We start from the raw sequence: 21970 nt of genomic DNA on the forward strand, positions 1-21970 counted from the left end.
CATGTGCCCGAATTCGTTCGGGGGGAACACGCGAGGGAAGGGCGTGAAAGGCGCACCGGAATCATTCCGCCGCTCCCGGCGCTCGGAAGGAGGTGTACCGGTGGGCGTCACGCGGGCGCAATCCGGCTGTTACATTCGGCGGCCGTGCGACGGGGCGGCGGGGGCGTGTCGGTGTCCCGCTTCCTGGCCACGGCGGCGGAGGGATTCCGTCCGGGCCGGACCGGTCGCGCGGAAGGCGGGGGACGGGCGGGCCGGACGGGCCGGCAGCGCGGCCGGAAAGCGCCTTCGTCCAAACTGGCGTGAACGCGTCGCCCGTTTCGGCCGTGACGGAGCCGTGCCGTGACCGGATCGGGCTGCGGCCCGGAGAGGAAGGTGCGTGAGGTGTTCCGACCGCCGACCGCCGCGCAGCGGCGGCTCATCGACGCCGCCGATCCCGTCACGGGACGGCTGAAGGGCACGCCGGCGCAGCTCGCGTCCCTGGTGCGGCGCGGGCTCGCCTTCCGGCACCCGCGCCCGCCGCACGACCACTTCCTGACACCGGCCGGCCGGCGGACCCGGGAGGACCCCGCACCGGAGAAGGGGCCCGCACCGGAGAAGGGGCCCGCACCGGAGGAGGGCTCCGCGCCGGACGGCGTCTTCGCCGCGCGGGTCGGCGGGGAGGCGGCGGGGCCCGCCGGGCCGGACCGGCTCCGCGAGGTGCGCGGCGCCTGGCAGGGGCTGCTGGAGCTGCGCCGGATGACCAACCCGGACGGTGCCGTGGACCGGCCCTGCGGCTGGGAGCGGACGCATCTGGTGCGGGCCGCCGCGCTGGCCCTGGAGGCGGCCGGGCGCCGTCCGGCGGGCCCGGACGGCGACGGGTACCGGGTGCGGGCGACCCCGCAGCCCGAGGCGGTCGCCGTGTACGACGGGGACGCCGCGGCGCTGCGGGCGGCGGCGGCCGTCCTGGAGCGGGCCGGCTGGCAGGCCGGGGAGTACACCGAACCCCGCACCGGCGTCCGTCACTTGCTGGCGTCACCGCGCCGGACGTGACGAGCCCGTCCGGCCCACGCGTCCACGAGGCCGGCCGGCGGGACACGAGGTGACGGTGACCCGGGCCTTCGGGTCCCGCCGGGCGGCGGGACCCGAAGGCCCGGGCGGGTGCCGTCAGTGCGGGGCCGGCGTGCGGGCGACGCCGCTGATCTCCTCCCCCGCCTCCATCGGATGGGTCACGTCCTGGGCGTCGCGGCCCTTGCCGAGGTGGTTGAAGACCAGGTTGAGCAGGACGGCGGCGACGCAGCCGGTGGAGATGCCGGAGTCCAGGATGATCTTCGCCGTCTCCGGGAAGGCGTGGTAGAACTCCGGCGCGGTGATCGGGACGATGCCGACGGCCAGGGAGACGGCGACGATCAGGACGTTGTTGTCCTTGTCGAGGGCGGCCCGGACCAGGGTCTGGATGCCGCTGGCCGCGACCGAGCCGAACAGGACCACGCCGGCCCCGCCGAGCACCGGGCGCGGTACGACGGCGATGAGGGAGGCGGCGACCGGGCACAGGCCCATCAGGACCAGGAAGCCGCCGCCGGCCGCGACGACGAACCGGCTGCGGATGCGGGTCATGGCGACCAGCCCGATGTTCTGCGCGAAGGCGCTGCACATGAAGCCGTTGAAGAGCGGGCTGAGCGCCGAACCGAGGGTGTCGGCGCGCAGGCCGGCGGCGATGGTCTTCTCGTCGGCGGGGCGTCCGACGATCTCGCCGAGGGCGAGCATGTCGGCGGTGGACTCGGTCATCGACACCACCATCACCACGCACATCGACACGATCGCCGCGACCTGGAACTGGGGTGCCCCGAAGTGGAACGGGGTGGGGAAGCCGACGATGTCCGCGTCCGCGACCGGGCCGAAGTCGGTGACGCCGAACGGGATGGCGATCAGGGTGCCGGCGACCAGGCCCAGCAGGACGGCGATCTGCTTGACGAAGCCTCGGGTGAAGCGGCGCAGCAGCAGGACGATGACGAGGGTGACGGCGGCCAGGCCCAGGTTGGTCGGCGATCCGTAGTCGTGGGCGGTGGTGTCGGGGCCCTGCGCCCAGCCGAAGGCGACGGGGAGCAGGGAGACGCCGATGAGGGTGATGACGGTGCCGGTGACGACCGGCGGGAAGAAGCGGACCGCCTTGCAGAAGACGGGTGCGGCGAGGAAGCCGAGGAGACCGGCGACGATGACCGCGCCGAATATCAGCGGCAGTGCGTCGGACTTGTCGTCGGTGGAGGCGACGACCGCGGTCATGGGGGCGACACCGGCGAAGGTGACGCCGTTGACGAAGGGCAGCCGGGCACCGATCTTCCAGATGCCGAGGGTCTGCAGCAGGGTGGCGAGGCCGGCGGTGAACAGGCAGGCGCCGGTCAGGAAGGTCAGTTCGGTGGCGGAGAGACCGACGGCCGCGCCGACGATCAGGGGCGGGGCGACGACACCCGCGTACATGGCGGCCACGTGCTGGAGGCCGGTCGTCGCCATCTTCACGGGCGGGAGTTTTTCGTCAACTGGGTGGTCGGCCACGGCGGCTCGCCTCCGGTCGGTTGCACGTCGACTCTGACGTGGGTGTCAAGGAGGTGGTGCGGAAAAAGGGTCGTGCGGGACCGAACGGGAAGGGGAGGGGAGGGTGCCGGACCGGAGCGCGCGCGTCCCCGCGCGCGGTCCGGTCCGGTGGCCACGGCGCCCTGGGGTGCCGCGGCCGCCGGCCGGGAGCCGTCCCTCCCGGCCGGAGTTCTGTGGGGGTCAGCCGTGCGCGGCGATCCGGGCCAGCCGCCGCGCCTCGTCGCGGGTGGCCCGCGCGATCGCGTCCTCGTCGACGGTGAGCAGCCGGCCGTCCCCGACGATCTGCCGGCCGCCCACGAAGGAGGCGGTCACCGGGGCGGCGGCGCCGAGGACCAGGGCGGTCACCGGGTCGGCGATGGAGGCGTGGGCGAGGGTGTCCATCCGCCACAGCACGAGGTCGGCGAGCTTGCCCGCCTCCAGGGAACCGGTCTGGTCGGCCCGGCCGAGGACCCGGGCGCCGCCGTACGTGCCCAGTCGCAGGGCCTGCCGGGCGGTGAGCGCCTTCTCGCGGTGGGCGCCGAGACGGTTGACCAGGAGGGCGTTGCGCAGTTCGGTGTGGAGTTCGCCGGACTCGTTGGAGGCGGTGCCGTCGACTCCGAGGCCGACGGGGACGCCGGCGGCGAGCAGGTCGGGGACGCGGGCGATGCCGGCGGCGAGGCGGGCGTTGGAGGACGGGCAGTGGGCGACGCCGGTGCCGGTGCGGGCGAAGGCGGCGACATCGGAGTCGTTCATGTGGACGCAGTGCGCCATCCACACGTCCTCGCCGAGCCAGCCGGTGGACTCGAAGTAGTCGGTGGGGCCCATGCCGAACAGCTCGTGGCAGAACTTCTCCTCCTCCACCGTCTCCGAGCCGTGCGTGTGCAGCCGTACGCCGAGGCGCCGGGCCAGCTCCGCTCCCTGCCGCATCAGTTCGGTGGAGACGGAGAACGGGGAGCAGGGTGCCACGGCCACTTGGGTCATCGACCCGAAGGACGGGTCGTGGTGCTGCCGTACCGTTTCCTCGGTGGCGGCGAGGGCCTCGTCCAGGGACTCCACCGCGAAGTCCGGCGGCAGGCCGCCGTCCGACGCGCCGCGGTCCATCGAGCCGCGGGCGAGGGTGAAGCGGACGCCCATGTCCCGGGCGGCGCCGATGATCGCGCCGGACAGGTCGCCGGCGCCGCGCGGGAAGACGTAGTGGTGGTCCATGGCGGTGGTCACGCCGCCGCGGGCCATCATGGCGAGGGACCCCTGGGCCGCCGCGCGCACCATCGGCTCGTCGATCCGCGCCCACGTCGGATAGAGGGCCGTCAGCCAGTCGAAGAGGTTGTGGTCGGTGGCCAGGCCCCGGGTGATCCACTGGTAGAAGTGGTGGTGGGTGTTGACCAGTCCGGGGGTCACGAGGTGTCCGGAGGCGTCGATGCGGCGTACGACGTTCTCCAGGCCCTCGGGGGCCGTCCCGGCGCCGAGCGACTCGATGCGGTGGTCCGCGATGACGACGTACCCGGAGGCGTACTCGGTGTCCCTGTCGTCGACGGTCGCGATCGCTCCGTTCTCGATCACAATGCGCTGGGTTGCTGCCATGATGCGTCCTTTTCTCATCGTGGGCAGGGCACGGCAGGACCCTAGGAGGATTTGAGTGCCGGGGCGGTGGTGCTGCTCCGGGTGCCGAGATGGTGGAAGAACAGGTTGAGGGCGACCGCGACGATCGCGCCGGCGCTGATGCCGGAGCCGAGCACGGTCTGCGCCCAGGCCGGGAAGTCGGCGTAGAAGGTCGGCGCGGCCAGCGGGATGATGCCCGCGCCCAGCGCGACGGCCACCAGGATGATGTTGGAGCTGTCGTCCAGTCCGGCCTCGGACAGTGTGCGGATGCCGCTGACGGCGATCGAGCCGAAGAGCACGATGCCCGCGCCGCCCAGGACCGGCATCGGGACCAGCGAGACGACCGCGCCGAGGACCGGGAAGGCGCCGAGGACCAGCAGGGTGGCGCCGGCCGCGGCGACGACGTAGCGGCTGCGCACCCGGGTCAGCGAGACGACCCCGACGTTCTGCGCGAAGGCCGAGGTGGGGAAGGAGCCGAAGACCGGGCCGATCAGCGTGGCGAGCCCGTCGGTGCGCAGGCCCCGGGTGATGACCTCGGCGTCGGCGCGGCGGTCGCAGATCTCGCCGAGGGCCAGCATGCTCGCGCTGGACTCGGTCATCAGCACCAGCATCACGATGCACAGGGAGAGGATCGCGGCGGGCTGGAAGACGGGGGCGCCGAACGCGAACGGGGTGGGCAGGGCGGCGACCGGCGCGGAGGACAGGGCCTGGAAGTCGGCCATGCCGAACGGGACGGCGGCGATCGTACCCACCAACAGCCCGACGAGCAGCGCCACTTGTTTGAGGAAGCCCTTGCCGAAGCGTTGCATCAGGAGGATGACGACGAGGGTGAACGCGGCCAGCGCCAGGTTGCCCATGGAACCGAAGCCGGCGGCGGTCTCGTCACCGCCCTGGGCCCAGCCCACCGGTACCGGCATCAGCGTGACGCCGATGAGCGTGATGACCACGCCGGTCACCAGGGGCGGGAAGTAGCGCAGCAGCCGGCCGAAGAAGGGGCCGACGGCGAGGCAGAAGGCACCGGCGACCATGACCGCGCCGTAGATGGCGGGGAGTTGGGCTCCCTTGTCGTTGGTCTCGGCGATGGCGAGGATCGGGGCGATGCCGGCCGAGGAGGCGGCGTTGACGAACGGCAGCCGGTTGCCGACGAAGTGCCGCACGCCGAGGGTCTGGATCAGGGTCGCGACGCCCGCGATGAGCAGCGACGCGGCGATCAGCCGGGTGCGGGCCGCGAGGTCGAGGCCGCAGGCCTGGCCGATGATGAGCGGAGGAGTGACGACGCCCGCGTACATGGCGGCGATGTGCTGGAGCGCGGCGGGGACGAGCCGCGAGGGGTGGAGCTTCTCGTCCACTGGGTGGACGTCCACCGGGTGCACGGACGTGACGGCGTCCTCGGTGTGCCCCGGCGGGGTGGAACAGGGGGCTTTCGCCGGCCCCTTTGCAGGCTGTGCCATGGTGTTCCCTCCGGTGTGGCGCGTCCCCGGCCCGCATCCGGGCACGGGGACGCGCGTCCCGCGTCAGAGGTTGGTCATGTCGACCGGGATGCGTGCCTCGCAGCCGTCCCGCAGGACCGTGGCCTCGATGAGGCCGTAGGGGCGGTCGGCGGCGAAGTAGACAGCGCCTTCGGCGGTGTCGTTCTTGAGGCCGAACGGCTCCAGGTCGACCAGGAAGTGGTGCTTGTTGGGCAGCGAGAAGCGCACCTCGTCGATCTCGCCGCGGTTGTTGATGATGCGCGAACCCATCTGGTACAGCGTCTGCTGGAGCGAGAGCGAGTAGGTCTCGGCGAAGGCCTGGAGCATGTGCTTCCTCACCTGCTCGTAGGACTTCTCCCAGTGGGGGGCCTTCTGCTCGTCGTCGGTCCAGTTGAACCGCCACTGGGCCGCGACGGAGGTCGCCAGGATGCGGTCGTACGCCTCCTGGAGGGTGGTGTACTTGTCCTTGACGTAGCCCCAGAACTCGGAGTTGGTCGAGTTCATCACCGTCAGGTCCTTCAGGCCGGAGATGACCTCCCAGCTCTCGCCGTCGTAGGTGATCTGGGTGAGGCGGGTCTCCTGGCCCTTGCGGACGAAGGAGTGCTTGACCTCGTCGGCGCCGATGAACTTCGAGTTGGCGTCGGAGGTGGCGATCCGCTCCCAGGCGTACTCCTCGATGCGGATGCGCGCCCGGTGGATCGGCTCCTGGGAGGTGACGAAGTGCCGGGCGAGGTGGATGCCGAACTGCTCGGCGGACTCGATGCCGTGCTCCTTGGCGAACGCGAACACCGTGTTCTTGGTGGTGTCGGTCGGCAGCACGTTGGCGTTGGAGCCGGAGTAGTGCACCTCGTCCATGTCACCGGAGAGGGCGACGGAGACGTTGAGGTCCTTGATGTGGTGGGTGGCGCCGTCCCGCGTGATCTTTACGACTCGGTTCTCGGCCTTGCCGTACTGGTTCTGTCCCAGGATCGTCGGCATCTTCTGCTAGCTCCCTCGGTAAACGGAGTAGCCGAACGGGTTGAGCAGCAGCGGTACGTGGTAGTGCTCGCCGGGGCTGACGGCGAAGGTGATCGCCACCTCGGGGAAGAACACGGCACCGCTGTCCCGAGTCGCGGGGGCGTCCTGCTGCACATCGGCTTGCTTCTTCTCGAAATACGTCTCGACCGCGAAGTCGAGCCGTACGTGGGTCGTGCCCTCCGGCGGGGCCGGGAGGTCCTTGCACCGCCCGTCGGCGTCGGTCGCGGAGCCGCCGAGCGGGTGCCAGTCGGCGTTCCGCCCGCTGCGGGCGGAGAGCTGGACGGCGACACCCTCGGCGGGGCGGCCGGCGCTGGTGTCCAGGATGTGGGTGGACACGGAGGCGGTGGTGCTGGTGCTCATGGGTCGGGCGTCCTCTTCAGTTCTCGTCGACGAGCCGGGCGAGGCGGATGCGGTTGATCTTGCCCAGTTCGGTGCGGACGATCTCCCGTTCCCGTTCGGGCGCGTTGCCGATCCGCTCCTTGACCGCGTCCCGCATCTGCTCGCCGGTCCGGCCGGTGGCGCAGATGAGGAAGACGTGGCCGAACTTCTCCTGGTAGGCCAGGTTGAGTTCGAGCATCTCGGCCTTCAGCCCGTCCGGGGCGCCGGCCATCCCCGCCTGCTCACGGGAGGAGGTGGGGTCACCCGGCTTCGGCCGGCCGATGGGCGGGTGCCCGGCCATCGCCTCCGCCAGGTCGGTGGCGGTCAGCGCGGCCGTCGCGGCGTCGCTCGCGGCGTACAGGTCTTCGCAGCCGGCGTAGGGGCGGGCGGCGAGCAGCCGCTCTCCCCAGGCCGCCGAGGCGCACACCTCGTGGAGCGCGGCGCGGGCCGCGGGGTCCGCGAGGGTGTTGAAACGGGCCAGGCCCGGCGGCGTGGAAGTGGACGTCACGGGGAGCCTCCGTGGCCTTGTGCTGAACTGGCGTGCCGATAGCTAACGCGCTCGGAAACAAGGCGTCAACAGTCTGTTGAAAATTCCCCGTAAAGAAGTGGTTGCGCCGGAGCCGCCGCCCGATGTCCGGGCGGCGGCTCGCTCAACTGGGCTGAATATGCTGGTCAGGAGCCCTTTTCGCGGTTCAGGTAGTTGTAGACCGTGAAGCGGCTGACGCCCAGCGCGCTCGCCACGGTCTCCACGCCGTGCCGCACCGAGAAGGCGCCGCGCGCCTCCAGGTTCCGGACCACCTCCTGCTTGGCCTTGCGGTCGAGGTCGGCCAGCGGCACACCCCGGCGGCGCTCCATGGCGGCCAGGATGTGGTCGAGGGAGTCGGCGAGCTGGGGCAGGCGTACGGCGACGACCTCGGCGCCCTCCCAGGAGAGCACCACGTCGTCCCGGCCGGCCTCGTCCGGCGGGAGCAGCTCACCGCCGATGGCGTCCACCAGGGGCTTGACCGCCGCGATGAACGGCTCGTCGGCTCCGCCGGTCACCGCTGCCCCTCTTCCAGGACGTTGACCTGGAGCGACACCCGGGTGGCGCCCGCGTCGAGGGTCCGGCGCAGCAGGCCGTCCACGGCGGCGAGCACCGCGTCGGCCCGGCCCTCGGCGGTGTTGCCGAACGGGCCGACGTCGACCGCGTCCAGCTCGGCGGCCTCGATGACCTCCCGGGCGACCACCGCGTGGGCGGGGGCCTCGTCGAGGTCGAAGGGCTCGGTCGTGAACTCCACTCTCAATCGCACGCGCTCAACCTAACGCGCGGCGGCCGATCGCACCGGCCCCCCTTGACAACGCCGGACACCCGACGGCAGTCTTCCATCACGTAGAAAGTAACTTTCACGATACGGAAGGGGAAACGGCCTCCCCATGGGATTCGCAGACCAGCGCTTCACCGTCAACCTGTCGATCCTCTTCACCGAACTCCCGCTCCTGGAGCGCCCCGCGGCAGCCGCCGCGGCCGGCTTCTCCGCGGTCGAGCTGTGGTGGCCCTGGATCGACGCGCCGGTCCCACAGCGGTCCGAACTGGACGCCCTGAAGCGGGCGATCGAGGACGCGGGCGTCCGCCTCACGGGCCTGAACTTCTACGCCGGACAGCTCCCCGGCCCCGACCGCGGCGCCCTGTCGGTGCCGGGCGAGGAGTCGGAGCGGTTCCGCGCCAACATCGAGGTGACCGCCGCGTTCGCCGAGTCGCTGGGCTGTACGGCGCTCAACGCGCTGTACGGCAACCGCGTGGAGGGCGTGGACCCGGCCGAGCAGGACGCGCTCGCGCTGGAGAACCTGGTCCTGGCGGCCCGCGCGGCCGACCGGATCGGCGCGGTGCTGCTGGTGGAGGCGTTGAACGCGGTGGAGTCGCCGCGCTGCCCGCTGGTGTCGGCACCGGCCGCGGTGGAGGTCGTCGACCGGGTGAACGATGCCAGCGGACTGGGCAACGCGCGGTTCCTGATGGACCTGTACCACCTGGCCATGAACGGTGAGGACCTGCCCGGCGTCATCGAGCGGTTCACCGCGAGGACCGGGCACGTGCAGATCGCCGACAGCCCCGGCCGCGGCGCCCCCGGCACCGGATCGCTCCCGCTGGAGGACCTGCTCGACCAGGTCGCGAAGGCCGGCTACGAGGGCCTGGTCGGCCTGGAGTACAAGCCCGGCGACCGGCCGAGCGCGGAGTCCTTCGCCTGGCTGCCCCGCGCGGCCCGCTGACCGCCGCCCCCGCTCCCGTACCCGTACCCCGCATTCGAGAGGCACCCTCATGAGCACGCTCCCGAAGATCGCCTGGATCGGCCTCGGCATCATGGGCTCCCCCATGTCCGAGAACCTGGTCAAGGCGGGCTACCAGGTCACCGGCTTCACCCTGGAGCAGGAGAAGCTGGACCGGCTGGCCGCCGCCGGCGGCAGCACGGCCGGCTCGGTCGCCGAGGCGGTGCGCGACGCCGACGTCATCATCACGATGGTCCCGGCCTCCCCGCAGGTCGAGGCCATCGCCTACGGCCCCGACGGCATCCTGGCGCACGCCCGCTCCGGCGCCCTGCTGATCGACATGTCGTCCATCACCCCGCAGACCTCCATCGACCTCGCCAGGGCCGCCGAGGAGAAGGGCGTCCGCGTGCTGGACGCGCCGGTCTCCGGCGGGGAGGCCGGGGCGATCGAGGCGGTGCTGTCCATCATGGTCGGCGGCGGGCAGGCCGACTTCGACGAGGCCAGGCCGATCTTCGAGGCGCTGGGGAAGACGATCGTGCTGTGCGGGCCGCACGGCTCCGGGCAGACGGTGAAGGCCGCCAACCAGCTCATCGTCGCCGTCAACATCCAGGCGTGCGCCGAGGCCGTAGTCTTCCTGGAGAAGTCCGGCGTCGACCTGAAGGCGGCGCTCGACGTCCTCGGCGGCGGCCTGGCCGGCTCCACCGTGCTGGCGCGGAAGAAGGAGAACTTCCTGAACCGGGACTTCAAGCCCGGCTTCCGCATCGACCTGCACCACAAGGACATGGGCATCGTCACCGACGCGGCCCGCACCGTCGGCGCCGCCCTGCCGGTCGGCGCCGTGGTCGCGCAGCTCGTCACCTCCCTGCGCGCGCAGGGCGACGGCGGCCTCGACCACTCCGCGCTGCTGCGGGCCGTGGAGCGCCTCTCCGGCGCCCGGGTCTGAGCCGCGCCCCCGAACCCCGGGCGGCGCCGGGCGTCGACACCTGTCCCGTCGCGCCCGAGCGCCCGGCGCCGCCCGGATCCACTTCAACAGACTGTTGACGTGTCGAACACCCCGAACCTAGGCTCCACGAAGCGGAAACAAGTTTCCGCCGATTACCCGCACGGAAGGTCCACGATGTCGCAGCGCGTGCTCACCACCGAGTCCGGCGCCCCGGTCGCCGACAACCAGAACTCCGCCTCCGCCGGCATCGGCGGCCCCCTCCTGCTCCAGGACCAGCACCTGCTGGAGAAGCTCGCCCGCTTCAACCGCGAGCGCGTCCCGGAGCGCGTGGTGCACGCCCGCGGCTCCGGCGCCTACGGCCACTTCGAGGTCACCGACGACGTCACGGACTTCACGCACGCCGAGTTCCTGGACACCGTCGGCAAGCGCACCGAGGTGTTCGTCCGCTTCTCGACCGTGGCGGACTCGCTCGGCGGCGCGGACGCCGTGCGCGACCCGCGCGGCTTCGCGGTGAAGTTCTACACCCGCGAGGGCAACTACGACCTCGTCGGCAACAACACCCCGGTGTTCTTCGTCAAGGACCCGATCAAGTTCCCCGACTTCATCCACTCGCAGAAGCGGGACCCGTTCACGGGCCGTCAGGAGCCGGACAACGTCTGGGACTTCTGGGCCAACTCCCCCGAGGCCACGCACCAGGTGACCTGGCTGATGGGCGACCGCGGCATTCCGGCGTCGTACCGGCACATGGACGGCTTCGGGTCGCACACCTACCAGTGGACGAACGCCGAGGGCGAGGCGTTCTACGTCAAGTACCACTTCAAGACCAACCAGGGCATCCGCTGCCTCTCCGCCGAGCAGGCCGCCGAGATCGCGGGCCAGGACCCCACCTCGCACCAGACGGACCTGCTCCAGGCCATCGAGCGCGGGGTGCACCCGTCCTGGACGCTGCACGTGCAGCTGATGCCGGTGGCGGAGGCGGCCGGCTACCGCTTCAACCCGTTCGACGTGACCAAGGTGTGGCCGCACAGGGACTACCCGCTGCGCCGGGTCGGCCGGCTGGTGCTGGACCGCAACCCCGACAACGTCTTCGCGGAGGTCGAGCAGGCCGCGTTCTCCCCGAACAACTTCGTGCCCGGCATCGGCCCCTCCCCCGACAAGATGCTCCAGGGCCGCCTGTTCGCCTACGCGGACGCGCAGCGCTACCGGCTCGGCGTCAACCACACCCGGCTCGCCGTCAACGCGCCCCGCGCGACGACCGCCGAGAACTACGGCCGGGACGGCCTGATGGCCGCCAACTCCCAGCCCCGGTACGCCAAGAACTACGAGCCGAACTCCTACGACGGCCCCGTCGAGACCGGCCGTCCGCTCGCCGCCCCGCTCGCCGTCTCCGGGCACACCGGCACCCACGCGGCGCCGCAGCACACCAAGGACGACGACTTCTTCCAGGCCGGCGAGCTGTACCGGCTGATGACCGAGGACGAGAAGAAGCGCCTGGTCGCGAACATCGCCGGGGGCCTGTCGCAGGTCTCCCGCGACGACGTGATCGAGAAGAACCTCGCCCACTTCCACGCCGCCGACCCCGCGTACGGCAAGCGCGTGGAGGCGGCGGTCCGCGCCCTGCGCGAGGACTGACGCCACCGGCTCGCGCGCGGCACCCGGCGGGGAGGCCGGGGCCGCGCGCGCGACCCGCGGCGTACCGGCCGGCCCGGATGAGGGGTGACCGGCCGGTGCGCCGCGGTGCGGGACCGAGGACCGCGGCGGGCGTGAGCCAGTGCGGTGGTGAAGGGACCGGAGTCTTCTCCTACGACCTGAGGGGAGGGGACACCCGGCCCCGTCCCGCCCGCCGCGGTCCCGGCCACAGCACCTCCCTCCCCCGGTCGAGCGCCGGACGCGGACGAACGTTCCCGCGTCCGGCGCTTCCCGCTGTCGCGGGACCTCAAGTCTTCCTCTGAAACCGGCGTCCGCGTGCTTGGACCACCCCGGACACCGGGCACATTCCCGGGCACACGGGGGTGAGACGGATGGACACGGAGGCGACCTTCGGGCTGGCGGCACACGAGATCGCGCTGCTGGCCGGCGGGGAACGGGCGGCCGTCACGGTGGCGGTGGTGGCGCTGCGGCTGGCGGGCGCCGTCGAGACCGGGCCGGGGCGGACCCTCTGCGCGACGGGACCGGAACCGGAGGGGCTGGCGCCGTTCACCGGCACCGTCCTGGACTGCCTGCGCGAGCCGCTCACCGTACGGGAGCTGGCCCGCGATCCGGACGTACGGCTCGCGGTGTCCCTGACCCGCATCCCGCTGGCGGACGCGGGCCTGCTGCGCTCCCCGCGGCTCTCGCCGAACCGGACCGCCCGCCGCCGGGTGGCGTTCCTGCGGGAGCGGTACCCGCTGCCGGCGGACGGGCACGGGCTGGCGGACGACGACACGCTGCTGGCCGTCGCCCTGCACGGCACGGAGGCGCTGCGCGTGCTGCTGCCGCGCTTCGCCGTGCGGGCGGGGCTGCTGACCGGACCGGCCGCCGGACCTGACGCCGGGCGCGCGCGCCGCCGGGGCCGGTTCCTGCGCCGGGCCGGCGCGCTCGGCGACGTGACCGGCCACGGCGACGGGGGTGACGGAGGAGGAGGCGGCGGCGGATGCGGGGGTGACTGACCACCGGTGACACCCCATGACGAGAGGGCGGCCCGTCCCGGGGGAACGGACCGCCCTCTCTCGCGGAGGTGTCAGACCTTGAGCGTCCTCACGGCCGTCGGGGCGTGCCCCGGCTCGGTGGCCAGGTCTTCGAACTCCACCACGTTCGAGATGTCGTTCGTCCCCGACATGGAGATGTTGGTGACCCGCTCCAGGATCGCCTCCACCACGACCGGCACCCGGAACTCGGCGGCGAGCTTCTTGGCCTGCTCGAAGGCGGCACCCAGCTCGGCCGGGTCGGTCACCCGGATCGCCTTGCAGCCCAGGCCCTCGGCGACCTTGACGTGGTCGACGCCGTAGACGCCCAGCTCCGGCGAGTTGATGTTCTCGAACTCCAGCTTGACCTGGAAGTCGATGTCGAAGGCCCGCTGCGCCTGCCGGATCAGCCCCAGGTAGGCGTTGTTGACCAGGACGTGCACGTACGGGATGCGGTGCTGCGCGCCGACCGCCAGCTCCTCCAGCATGAACTGGAAGTCGTAGTCCCCGGAGAGGGCGACGACCTGGGCCTCCGGGTCGGCCTTGGCGACGCCGAGCGCGGCGGGCACGGTCCAGCCGAGCGGGCCGGCCTGACCGCAGTTGATCCAGTGCCGGGGCCGGTAGACGTGCAGCATCTGGGCGCCGGCGATCTGCGAGAGACCGATGGTGGAGACGTACCGGGTCTCCGGTCCGAACGCCTTGTTCATCTCCTCGTAGACGCGCTGCGGCTTGATCGGGATGTCGTCGAAGTGCGTACGGCGCTGGAGGGTGGCCTTCCGCTCCTGCGCGGCGGCGGCCCACGCGGAGCGGTCGGGCAGCGTGCCGGCCTCCTTCATCTCCCGGGCCGCCTCGACGAAGAGGGCGAGCGCCGCCTTGGCGTCGGAGGCGATGCCGTAGTCCGGGGCGAAGATCCTGCCGATCTGCGTCGGCTCGACGTCGACGTGCACGAAGGTCCGTCCGGCGGTGTAGACGTCGAGCTTGCCGGTGTGGCGGTTGGCCCAGCGGTTGCCGATGCCGAGGACGAAGTCGGACTCAAGGAAGGTGGCGTTGCCGTAGCGGTGCGAGGTCTGCAGGCCCACCATGCCGGCGTTCAGCTCGTGGTCGTCGGGGAGCACGCCCCAGCCCATCAGGGTCGGCACCACCGGGGTACCGGTCAGCTCGGCGAACTCCACCAGCAGGGCGGCGGCGTCGGCGTTGATGACCCCGCCGCCGGCCACGATCAGCGGGCGCTCGGCGGCGTTGAGCATGCCGAGCGCCTTGGCGATCTGGGCGCGGCTGGCGGCCGGCTTGTAGACGGGCAGCGGCTCGTACGTCTCCGGGTCGAACTCGATCTCCGTGAGCTGCACGTCGATCGGCAGGTCGATCAGGACCGGGCCGGGGCGCCCGGAGCGCATCAGGTGGAACGCCTTCTGGAAGACGCCGGGGACCTGCGCCGCCTCCAGCACGGTCACCGCCATCTTGGTGACCGGCGCGGCGATGGAGGCGATGTCGACGGCCTGGAAGTCCTCCTTGTGGATCACCGCGGTCGGTGCCTGGCCGGTGATGCAGAGGATCGGGATGGAGTCGCCGGTCGCCGAGTACAGCCCGGTGATCATGTCGGTGCCGGCGGGGCCGGACGTCCCGACGCAGACCCCGATGTTGCCGGGGTGGGTACGGGTGTAGCCCTCCGCCATGTGCGAGGCGCCCTCGACGTGCCGGGCGAGGGTGTGGGTGATGCCGCCGGACGCCTTGAGGGCGGCGTAGAAGGGGTTGATCGCAGCGCCCGGCACACCGAACGCGTCCGCGACGCCCTCGCGCTTGAGGATCTCAACTGCCGCACGGGCAGCGGTCATACGAGCCATTCGAGTTACTCCTGCTGGTCGAACCTGGTCGGAACCACGCCCGTCGCGCCCACGCCGTGCAGTGTCCGCGTATTCCGCATAGCGAAAGTAGAGTTTTACATGTTGGAAGTAAGGTAGGTGGGTGGTCCGGGGACGTCAAGGGAGGAGGGCTCACCGACGGGTGGGGAACTGGGTGTCCGCGCAGGCCGGACTGAGTGCGCGTACTCAGGTGGAGCGGGCGGGCGGCGGCGAGAGTGGAGGCACACCCAGCGACTGGAGACGATGATGAACGCGCCCCGCCGAACGGCCCCCTTCCGCCTCGCCGCCCTCGCGGCAGGCGCCGCGCTGCTGGCCCTCACCGGATGCGCCGGCTTCGAGTACCGCGAGAACATCTGCGGCGGCGGCGAGTACCCGGTGCTGGCGGTCGGCTCCTCCGGTTCCGCCTGCGTGGCGGACGCGGAGGAGCCGCCGGCGGGGTACGCGCGCTACCCCGAGGGCAAGGTGCCGAAGCAGGTCGACGACAAGTGGGACGTGTACTGGAACACCCACACGCTGGACGAGAACGGCAAGCTCATCGACATCGCCGGCTAGAGGCTGATGAAGATCTTGTGGAGGGGCTGTCCAGCCTCCGGCCCGACAGCCCCTCCGCGAGATCTTCATCGGTCTTCTAGACGTTCCCGCCCACCGCGTCGTCCGCGAGACCTGAGGGGCCACCGGGGCCGCCCCGTTCGGGGCCCGGGATCAGCGGAAGTCCTCCTCGCGGTACTCCGCGTCCGATCCGGCGGCCGTCGCCTCGCGCAGTTCGATGCGGCGGATCTTGCCGGAGACGGTCTTGGGCAGGTCGCCGAACTCCAGGCGGCGGATGCGCTTGTAGGGCGCGAGGACCTGGCGGGAGTGCTCGAACAGGGCCTTGGCGAGGGTGGGGCCCGGCTCCCAGCCCGCCGCCGGGACGACGTACGCCTTCGGCACGGCCAGGCGCAGTTCGTCGGGGGCGGGGACGACGGCGGCCTCCGCGACCGCCTCGTGCTCCAGCAGGGCGCTCTCCAGCTCGAAGGGGGAGATCTTGTAGTCGGACGCCTTGAAGACGTCGTCGGACCGGCCGATGTAGGTGAGGTAGCCGTCGGCGTCCCGGCTGCCGATGTCACCGGTGCGGTAGTAGCCGCCCGCCATGGCCTCGGCGGTGCGCTCCGGGTCGCCGTGGTACCCGGCCATCAGGCCCACCGGGCGCTCGCTCAGGTCGAGGGCGATCTCCCCCTCGGCGGCGCCCGGTTCACCGGTGACGGGGTCGAGCAGGACGACGCGGTAGCCGGGTCCCGGGCGGCCCATGGAGCCGGTCTTCAGCACCTGCCCGGGGCTGTTGGCGATCTGCACGGCCGTCTCGGTCTGCCCGAACCCGTCACGGACCGTCACCCCCCATGCCCGGCGGACCTGCTCGATGACCTCGGGGTTGAGCGGCTCCCCGGCGGCCACCGCCTCGCGCGGCGGGGTGCGCGACTGGGTCAGGTCGGCCTGGACGAGCATCCGCCACACCGTCGGCGGGGCGCAGAAGGTGGTCACACCGGCCCGGTCCATCTCCGCCAGCAGCCGGCCCGCGTCGAACCGGGTGTAGTTGTGCACGAAGACCGTCGCCTCCGCGTTCCACGGCGCGAACAGGTTGGACCAGGCGTGCTTGGCCCAGCCCGGCGAGGAGATGTTCAGGTGCACGTCACCGGGCTTCAGGCCGATCCAGTACATCGTCGCCAGATGCCCGACCGGGTAGGAGACATGGGTGTGCTCGACCAGCTTGGGACGGGCGGTCGTCCCTGAGGTGAAGTAGAGCATGAGGGGCGCGTCGGCGGGCGTCGGGCCGTCGGGCTCGAACACCTCGGAGCCGGCGGCCGGCTCCTCGTACGGCGTCCAGCCCTCCACCGCGCCGCCGACCGCGATACGGGTGTACGCGCCGGGGACGTCCGCGAACTTGCCGGCGTCCGCCGAGCGCACGATCACTTGCGCGACCCGGCCGCGCTCCACCCGGTCCCGCAGATCGGCGGGGCCGAGCAGCGGGGTGGCCGGGATGACCACCGCGCGCAGCTTCATCGCGGCCAGCGTCGTCTCCCACAGCTCGACCTGGTTGCCCAGCATCACCAGGATGCGGTCGCCCGCGCCGACGCCCAGCGCACGCAGCCGGTTCGCGACCCGGTTCGAGCGGGCGGACAGCTCGGCGAAGGACCGCCGGGTCTCCGTCCCGTCCTCCTCGACGATGTGCAGGGCGGTCCGGTCGTTGCCGGCCGCGATGACGTCGAACCAGTCCAGGGCCCAGTTGAAGTGTTCGAGGCGGGGCCACCGGAACCCCGCGTACGCGGTCGCGTAGTCCTCGCGGTGCTCCAGCAGGAAATCGCGGGCCGTGCGGAAGCTCTCCGTCGCCGTCGTCATCGTGTCGTCCTCCTAGGTGCCGGACATGGCCGGGCGGCTCGGGGCCATCTTCGGCTCATCTCCCCTGGTCGCACCAGTCACCGGACACCCGCGGCGCATGCCCGCCGGCCGTCCGGGCACCCGTCGGCACCGTGCACATGCGACGCAGAGTCCTGGTGACCGGGTGGTTCAGCTTCCTGCACGGGGAGGCGACCGCCGGTGACGTGCTGGCGCTGGAGCGGGTGGCGGTGGTGCTGCGGGCGGCGGGGGTGGCGTACGACGTCGTGTGGAGTCCCGGTTTCCGGGCGGACGGCACGCACTTCGAGGGCGTCGATCCGGCGGCGTACACGCATCTGGTGTTCGTCTGCGGGCCCGCGCACGGGGCGCAGGTCGAGGAGCTGCACCGGCGGTTCGCGCACTGTGTGCGGATCGCGGTCGGCGTCTCGGTGGTGGACCCCGGCTCGGCGGCCGTCACCGGCTTCCACCGGGTTCTCGCGCGGGACGCGCCGGGGACCGGGCCGACCCTCGACCTCGCGGCCCGCGCGCCGGTCCCGGACGCGCCGCCGGTCGTCGGCGTGGTCCTGACCCACGGGCAGCGCGAGTACGGGAGCCTGCGGCGGCACACCGAGGTCGCCGAGGCCGTGACGGGGTGGCTGGGCGGCAAGGACTGCGCGCGCCTGGAACTGGAGACCCGGCTCGACGCCCACGACTGGCGGCTGTGCGGGACCCCCGCCCAGCTCCAGGCGGTCCTCGCCCGGCTCGATCTGGTCGTCACCGACCGGCTGCACGGGCTGGTGCTGGCGCTGCGCGCCGGGGTGCCCGCGCTCGCGGTGGACCCGGTGGCGGGCGGCGCGAAGGTGACCGCGCAGGCGCGGGCCTGCAGCTGGCCCGCGCTGGTGGCGGCCGAGGAGCTGCGGGCCGGGGAGCTGGAGCGGTGGTGGGCGTGGTGCCTGGGCGAGGGCCGGGAGACGGCCCGGCGGCTCGGCGCGGGCTTCCGCTCCGGTGCCGGGACGGACACCGCCGACGGGCTGGCCGAGGCGCTCGGTCTCCGCCGGACCTCGGCCTCGGCCGGACCTCGGTCCCGGTAGACCTCGGTCTCCGTTAGACGGGGGCGGGGCGCGGGCACTCGGTGGGCTGTCGGTCCGTTCCAGCACCCCCCGAGGAGACACCGTGAGCGTCGACCGCCTCCCCGAACACGAACAGCGCGTCCTCGACGAGGTCGAGCGGGCCCTGCGCCGCGACCGCCGGCTCGACCGGCAACTGCGCACGTTCCGCGCGAGCCGCCGCCCCGACCCGGCGCGGCTGCTGGCCTACCGGCCGCGCACCCTCACCGTCCTGCTGCTGCTCGCCCTCTCCGTCACCCTGATGGTGACCGGCATCGTCACCTCGGAACCCGGGGTGATCTGGGCCTACGCCGCCACCTGGCCGGTCACGATGTTCGCTGCGTTCCGGCTGCTGTGCCGGTGGACGGAGGGCTGACGCCTCAGCCCGTGTAGCTGCGGGCCGTGGAGTCGCGCTGGGCCGGCTCCAGGGTCCGCAGCCGGGCCTCGACGTCCGGGGGCAGGACGCGGCGTTCCCGCAGCACCCACGGAAGGGCGGCGGCGGCCTCGGCGAAGGCGCGCAGCGAGGCGGTGTCGCGGGGGACCGTGCGGGCCAGGTGCAGGGTGCGGCGCAGGGCGTACCCGGCGGGGCGGCGCAGCCAGGTGAACCACAGCGTGTTGCGGATGCCGTGTGTGCGCCGCAGCGTCGAGTCCCGTACCAGCGACGGCTGGTGATGGATCGTCAGGTCGTCGGCGTACGTCAGCCACCAGCCGTCCGCGGCGAGGTCGGCGGCGAGCAGTTCCTCCTCGCCGCCCAGCCACAGCCGGGGGTGGAAGCCGCCCGCCGCGCGGAAGGCGCCGGCGCGCAGCACGGTCGCGGCGGCCAGGAAGGAGCCGAGGGCGGGGCCGGGCAGCCAGGGCGGTCCGGGGACCGGCGAGTCGCGCAGTTCCCCGACGATCGGGTCCTCGGTGCCGTCCGGTTCCACGACGATCCGGGCGGTGACCGTGGCGAGCGCGGGATGCGCGTCGAGCAGATCGGCCGCGCCGGCCAGCGAACCGGGCGCCCACCAGGAGTCGTCGTCGCAGAACGCCACGTACGGCGTGCGGATCTGCCGGACCGCCAGGTTGCGGCCGACGGCGCCGAGGTTGCGGCCGGGGCGCAGCAGCCGTACCTCGGGGTGGTGGCGGGCGACGGCGTCCGCGGTGCCGTCGGTGGAGGCGTTGTCCACGACGACGACCTGCGGCCGTTCCGGCAGCGCGGCCAGGTGGCCGAGGGTGCGCAGGAGTTCGGGGCGCCGGTTGTGGGTGATGACGACGACCGTGGTGCGGGGATCGGTCATCCGGGCGCTCCGTCCAGGCGGCGGGCGGCGCGCTCCACGTGCGGGGGCAGCGGGCGCCGGTCGCGCAGCGCGGCGGGCAGCCGGGAGAGGGCCTCGCGCAGGGCGCGCCGGGCGTGCGGGTCGTGCCGGGCGTCGGCGGCGAGCGCACGGGTGCGCGCCAGGGCGTGCGGCAGGGGGCGGCGCAGCCAGGCGGTGAGCACCTCGTTGCGGCGGACCACGGCGGGGCGGTCGGCGCGGGGGCCGGGGTCGGGGTGGTGGTGGGCGGTGACCTCGGGGCAGTGGGTGACGCCCCAGCCGCGGGCGGCGAGGTCGTAGGCGAGGAGGGTCTCCTCGGCGCCGAAGAAGAGCAGCGGGTGGTAGCCGCCGGCGTCGAGGTACGCCTCCCGGCGGACGACACAGGCGCAGGCCAGGAAGCCCAGGACCTGGGTGCCGGGGAGGTCGGCGGCGCCGCCGAGGGGGGATTCGGCGAGGACGCCGTTGAGCGGGTCGGCGTACCCGGCGGGCCCCACCAGGGTGCGGGCGGCGAGCAGGCCGAGCCGGGGGTGCTCGTCGAAGAGGCGGGCGGCGGTGGTGAGGGCGCCGGGGGCCCACCAGGAGTCGTCGTCGCTGAACGCCACGTAGGGGGTGTCCAGGGCGCGGACGCCGTGGGTGCGGGCGAGGGCGCCGCGGTTGACCGGCATGGACAGCACCCGTACGCGCGGGAAGTCGCGGGCCAGCATGGCGCGGGTGTCGTCGGTGGAGGCGTTGTCGACGACCAGGATCTCGGGGCGTTCGGGCAGGTCGAGGAGGTGGCGCAGGGTGGTGGCCAGCCGCGCCGAGCGGTTTCGGGTGGCGATGACGATGCCGACCGGCGCCTGGGGGGCGCGGTCGGCGCGGGTGCGCTCGGGGGTGGTGGTGGGGGCGTGGTTCATGGGGCCTCGCTCAGGGCGTCGACGGCGTCCAGGACGTCGTCGGCGGTGATGCGCAGCAGCGCGGGGTCGGGGGTGTCGCCGTGCGGGTCGCCGCCCGGTCCTGGGTGGTACAGGACGCGGTGGCGGGGGTGCGGGGGCGGGCCCCAGCGGCTGGGCGGGACCGGTCCGAAGAGGGTGACGGAGGGGGCGGCGTGGGCCACGGCGAGGTGGGCGACGCCGGTGTCGCCGCTGAGCACGGCACGGGCGCCGGCGACCAGCGCGGAGAGCCGGTCGTACGGCAGGCCGCCGCCGAAGACGTCGGTGTCGGGCAGGTGGGCGTCCTTGGCCAGCCGGGCCACCAGGTCGCCCTCGTCCGCGCCTCCGGTCACCACGACCCTGAGGCCGCGTGCGCGCAGCGCCTCGGCGACGGCGGCGTACCGCTCGACGGGCCAGCGGCGGGAGGGGGCGCCGGCGCCGGGGTGCAGCACCACGGCGCCGGGGGCCGGGGACGGCACCGGCGGGCGGGGCAGCAGCAGGTCGTCGGGGTCGGCGGGGATGCCGTAGGCGGTGAGCAGGCGGCACCAGCGGTCGCGTTCGTGCTCCTCGGCGTACCAGGGCGGTCCGTCCGGCGCCGCGAAGGCCAGCACCCTGCCTGGGCGGAGGGCGGTCAGCGGGCGGAGGCTGGCCGGGCCGCTGCCGTGCAGGTCGACGGCGAGGTCCGGGGGCGGTCCGGCCCAGTCCAGGGCGCGGGGCACGGCCCGGCCGGGCTCGGCGGCGGGCAGGACCCGGTCGACGGCGCCGGTGGCGGCGGCGAGGGGGGCGAGTCCGGCGGGGGCGGCCAGGACGATCTCGTGCTCCGGGTACGCGCGGCGCAGCGCGCGCAGCGCGGGAACGCCGGCGAGCAGGTCCCCGAGCCCGAGGGCCCGCAGGACGAGGAGGCGGGGGCGGGCGCCGGTGCCGGCCGGACCGGGCCGCGGTGTGGAAGCCGGCGCCCCGGCCCGTACGACGGCTTCGGCACCGGCACCGGCACCGAGGGGCCGGGCGGGCGGTGGATGCACGGGGTCGCCGGTGACGGGGCCGCCGGCGGTCGGGGCGGCGGGACCGCCAGTGACGCGGTTGCCGGCAGCCGGGGCGGCGGGACCGCCGATGACACGGTTGCCGGCAGCCGGGGCGGCGGAGCCGCCAGTGACACGGCCGCCGACAGCCGGGGCGGCGGGACCGCCAGTGACACGGCCGCCGACAGCCGGGGCGGCGGAGCCGCCAGTGACACGGCCGCCGGCAGTGGGGGCGCGGGAACCACCGCTCACCGGACTGCCGGCAGGGGCGGCGAGGTCACCCGCGCCCGGACCGCCGACAACCGAGACGTGGGAACCACCCGTGACCTGCCCACCGGCGGCCGAGACGCGGGAACCGCCCACGAACGGACCGCCGGCGCCCGGAACGCGGGAACCACCCACGACCGGACCGCCGGCGGACAGCGAGGCGGAGCCGCCCCCGGCCGGACCACCGGCAGACGACGTGAAGGCGTTTTCGGCGGCAGAGCGGGGCGAGGCGGTGGTGTCCTCGGCGACGGAGCAGGGCGACGCGGTGGCCCCTGGCCGGGACGGTGCGCGTAGGGCGGCCGGCGTGGAA

General features: G+C 73.3%; 21 protein-coding genes. 8 read left to right on the plus strand and 13 right to left on the minus strand.

Annotated elements, in window-relative coordinates:
• Positions 1-381 precede the first annotated feature (381 nt).
• Positions 382-1029 carry a hypothetical protein gene (locus Sdagh_RS26560; RefSeq protein WP_189422920.1) on the plus strand — a complete coding sequence of 216 codons (648 nt, stop codon included), beginning with the start codon at positions 382-384 and terminating at the stop codon, positions 1027-1029.
• A gap of 114 nt (positions 1030-1143) precedes the next feature.
• Here the strand turns inward: Sdagh_RS26560 and Sdagh_RS26565 are convergent, their stop codons facing one another.
• The 8 genes from Sdagh_RS26565 to Sdagh_RS26600 all read right to left on the minus strand — a co-directional run bounded on the left by Sdagh_RS26565 (position 1144) and on the right by Sdagh_RS26600 (position 8299).
• Positions 1144-2529 carry a nucleobase:cation symporter-2 family protein gene (locus tag Sdagh_RS26565; RefSeq protein WP_189422918.1) on the minus strand — a complete coding sequence of 462 codons (1386 nt, stop codon included), beginning with the start codon at positions 2527-2529 and terminating at the stop codon, positions 1144-1146.
• 219 nt (positions 2530-2748) lie between these two features.
• Positions 2749-4128, minus strand: a complete 1380-nt coding sequence (locus tag Sdagh_RS26570; protein WP_189422916.1) for an 8-oxoguanine deaminase — start codon at positions 4126-4128, stop codon at positions 2749-2751.
• Between the two features lie 41 nt (positions 4129-4169).
• Positions 4170-5597: a nucleobase:cation symporter-2 family protein gene (locus tag Sdagh_RS26575; RefSeq protein WP_189422914.1), complete on the minus strand. Its 1428-nt coding sequence runs from the start codon at positions 5595-5597 to the stop codon at positions 4170-4172.
• Between the two features lie 63 nt (positions 5598-5660).
• Entirely contained in the window at positions 5661-6593 is a 933-nt protein-coding gene (gene pucL / locus Sdagh_RS26580; RefSeq protein ID WP_189422912.1) for a factor-independent urate hydroxylase, read from the minus strand.
• A gap of 6 nt (positions 6594-6599) precedes the next feature.
• The gene (uraH, locus tag Sdagh_RS26585) at positions 6600-6992 is read right to left on the minus strand and encodes a hydroxyisourate hydrolase (RefSeq protein WP_189422910.1); all 393 of its coding nucleotides are present in this window, start codon (positions 6990-6992) and stop codon (positions 6600-6602) included.
• 16 nt (positions 6993-7008) lie between these two features.
• Positions 7009-7518, minus strand: a complete 510-nt coding sequence (gene uraD, locus Sdagh_RS26590) for a 2-oxo-4-hydroxy-4-carboxy-5-ureidoimidazoline decarboxylase (RefSeq protein ID WP_189422900.1) — start codon at positions 7516-7518, stop codon at positions 7009-7011.
• Between the two features lie 164 nt (positions 7519-7682).
• Positions 7683-8051, minus strand: a complete 369-nt coding sequence (locus Sdagh_RS26595; protein ID WP_189422898.1) for a helix-turn-helix domain-containing protein — start codon at positions 8049-8051, stop codon at positions 7683-7685.
• Positions 8048-8299 (minus strand): YkoF family thiamine-binding protein, encoded by a 252-nt coding sequence (locus Sdagh_RS26600; protein WP_189422896.1) that lies wholly within the window; start codon positions 8297-8299, stop codon positions 8048-8050. The genes Sdagh_RS26595 and Sdagh_RS26600 overlap by 4 nt, the downstream gene beginning before the upstream one ends.
• A 124-nt stretch (positions 8300-8423) precedes the next feature.
• Between Sdagh_RS26600 and Sdagh_RS26605 the strand changes: the two genes are divergently transcribed.
• The 4 genes from Sdagh_RS26605 (at position 8424) to Sdagh_RS26620 (ending at position 12842) form a co-directional block, all read left to right on the plus strand.
• Positions 8424-9254 carry a TIM barrel protein gene (locus Sdagh_RS26605; protein WP_189422894.1) on the plus strand — a complete coding sequence of 277 codons (831 nt, stop codon included), beginning with the start codon at positions 8424-8426 and terminating at the stop codon, positions 9252-9254.
• Positions 9255-9303: 49 nt separating this feature from the next.
• Positions 9304-10194 (plus strand): 2-hydroxy-3-oxopropionate reductase, encoded by an 891-nt coding sequence (locus tag Sdagh_RS26610; RefSeq protein WP_189422892.1) that lies wholly within the window; start codon positions 9304-9306, stop codon positions 10192-10194.
• Between the two features lie 174 nt (positions 10195-10368).
• Complete coding sequence (locus Sdagh_RS26615; RefSeq protein WP_189422890.1) at positions 10369-11826, plus strand: catalase; 1458 nt, start codon at positions 10369-10371, stop codon at positions 11824-11826.
• A gap of 389 nt (positions 11827-12215) precedes the next feature.
• Positions 12216-12842 (plus strand): TIGR04222 domain-containing membrane protein, encoded by a 627-nt coding sequence (locus Sdagh_RS26620; protein ID WP_189422888.1) that lies wholly within the window; start codon positions 12216-12218, stop codon positions 12840-12842.
• 71 nt (positions 12843-12913) lie between these two features.
• On the opposite strand, the gene gcl is transcribed toward Sdagh_RS26620, so the two are convergent.
• Entirely contained in the window at positions 12914-14698 is a 1785-nt protein-coding gene (gene gcl / locus Sdagh_RS26625) for a glyoxylate carboligase (RefSeq protein ID WP_189422886.1), read from the minus strand.
• Positions 14699-14962: 264 nt separating this feature from the next.
• Here gcl and Sdagh_RS26630 point away from each other — a divergent pair, with 264 nt between their 5' ends.
• Positions 14963-15268: an SCO0607 family lipoprotein gene (locus Sdagh_RS26630; RefSeq protein WP_226535860.1), complete on the plus strand. Its 306-nt coding sequence runs from the start codon at positions 14963-14965 to the stop codon at positions 15266-15268.
• Between the two features lie 150 nt (positions 15269-15418).
• On the opposite strand, the gene Sdagh_RS26635 is transcribed toward Sdagh_RS26630, so the two are convergent.
• Positions 15419-17089 carry an AMP-binding protein gene (locus Sdagh_RS26635; protein WP_189422884.1) on the minus strand — a complete coding sequence of 557 codons (1671 nt, stop codon included), beginning with the start codon at positions 17087-17089 and terminating at the stop codon, positions 15419-15421.
• Positions 17090-17226: 137 nt separating this feature from the next.
• On the opposite strand from Sdagh_RS26635, the gene Sdagh_RS26640 reads away from it, so the two are divergent.
• Together Sdagh_RS26640 and Sdagh_RS26645 are read left to right on the plus strand one after the other, a co-directional pair.
• Positions 17227-18156, plus strand: coding sequence for a polysaccharide pyruvyl transferase family protein (locus Sdagh_RS26640; protein ID WP_189422881.1), 930 nt, complete (start codon positions 17227-17229; stop codon positions 18154-18156).
• An 82-nt stretch (positions 18157-18238) separates the two neighbouring features.
• A complete protein-coding gene (locus Sdagh_RS26645) occupies positions 18239-18547 on the plus strand; it encodes a DUF3040 domain-containing protein (RefSeq protein ID WP_189422879.1) in 309 nt (102 codons plus the stop codon).
• 4 nt (positions 18548-18551) lie between these two features.
• Here the strand turns inward: Sdagh_RS26645 and Sdagh_RS26650 are convergent, their stop codons facing one another.
• Genes Sdagh_RS26650 through Sdagh_RS26660 form a run of 3 tightly spaced genes read right to left on the minus strand, consistent with a single transcriptional unit; the run spans position 18552 to position 21396 of the window.
• Positions 18552-19448, minus strand: a complete 897-nt coding sequence (locus Sdagh_RS26650) for a glycosyltransferase family 2 protein (protein WP_190077722.1) — start codon at positions 19446-19448, stop codon at positions 18552-18554.
• The gene (locus tag Sdagh_RS26655) at positions 19445-20359 is read right to left on the minus strand and encodes a glycosyltransferase family 2 protein (protein WP_189422875.1); all 915 of its coding nucleotides are present in this window, start codon (positions 20357-20359) and stop codon (positions 19445-19447) included. The genes Sdagh_RS26650 and Sdagh_RS26655 overlap by 4 nt, the downstream gene beginning before the upstream one ends.
• A complete protein-coding gene (locus Sdagh_RS26660; RefSeq protein ID WP_189423049.1) occupies positions 20356-21396 on the minus strand; it encodes a glycosyltransferase family 9 protein in 1041 nt (346 codons plus the stop codon). The genes Sdagh_RS26655 and Sdagh_RS26660 overlap by 4 nt, the downstream gene beginning before the upstream one ends.
• Positions 21397-21970: the final 574 nt, after the last annotated feature.

It is taken from the genome of Streptomyces daghestanicus (assembly GCF_020521275.1).
In the GTDB taxonomy this organism is placed as follows: domain Bacteria; phylum Actinomycetota; class Actinomycetes; order Streptomycetales; family Streptomycetaceae; genus Streptomyces; species Streptomyces griseoviridis.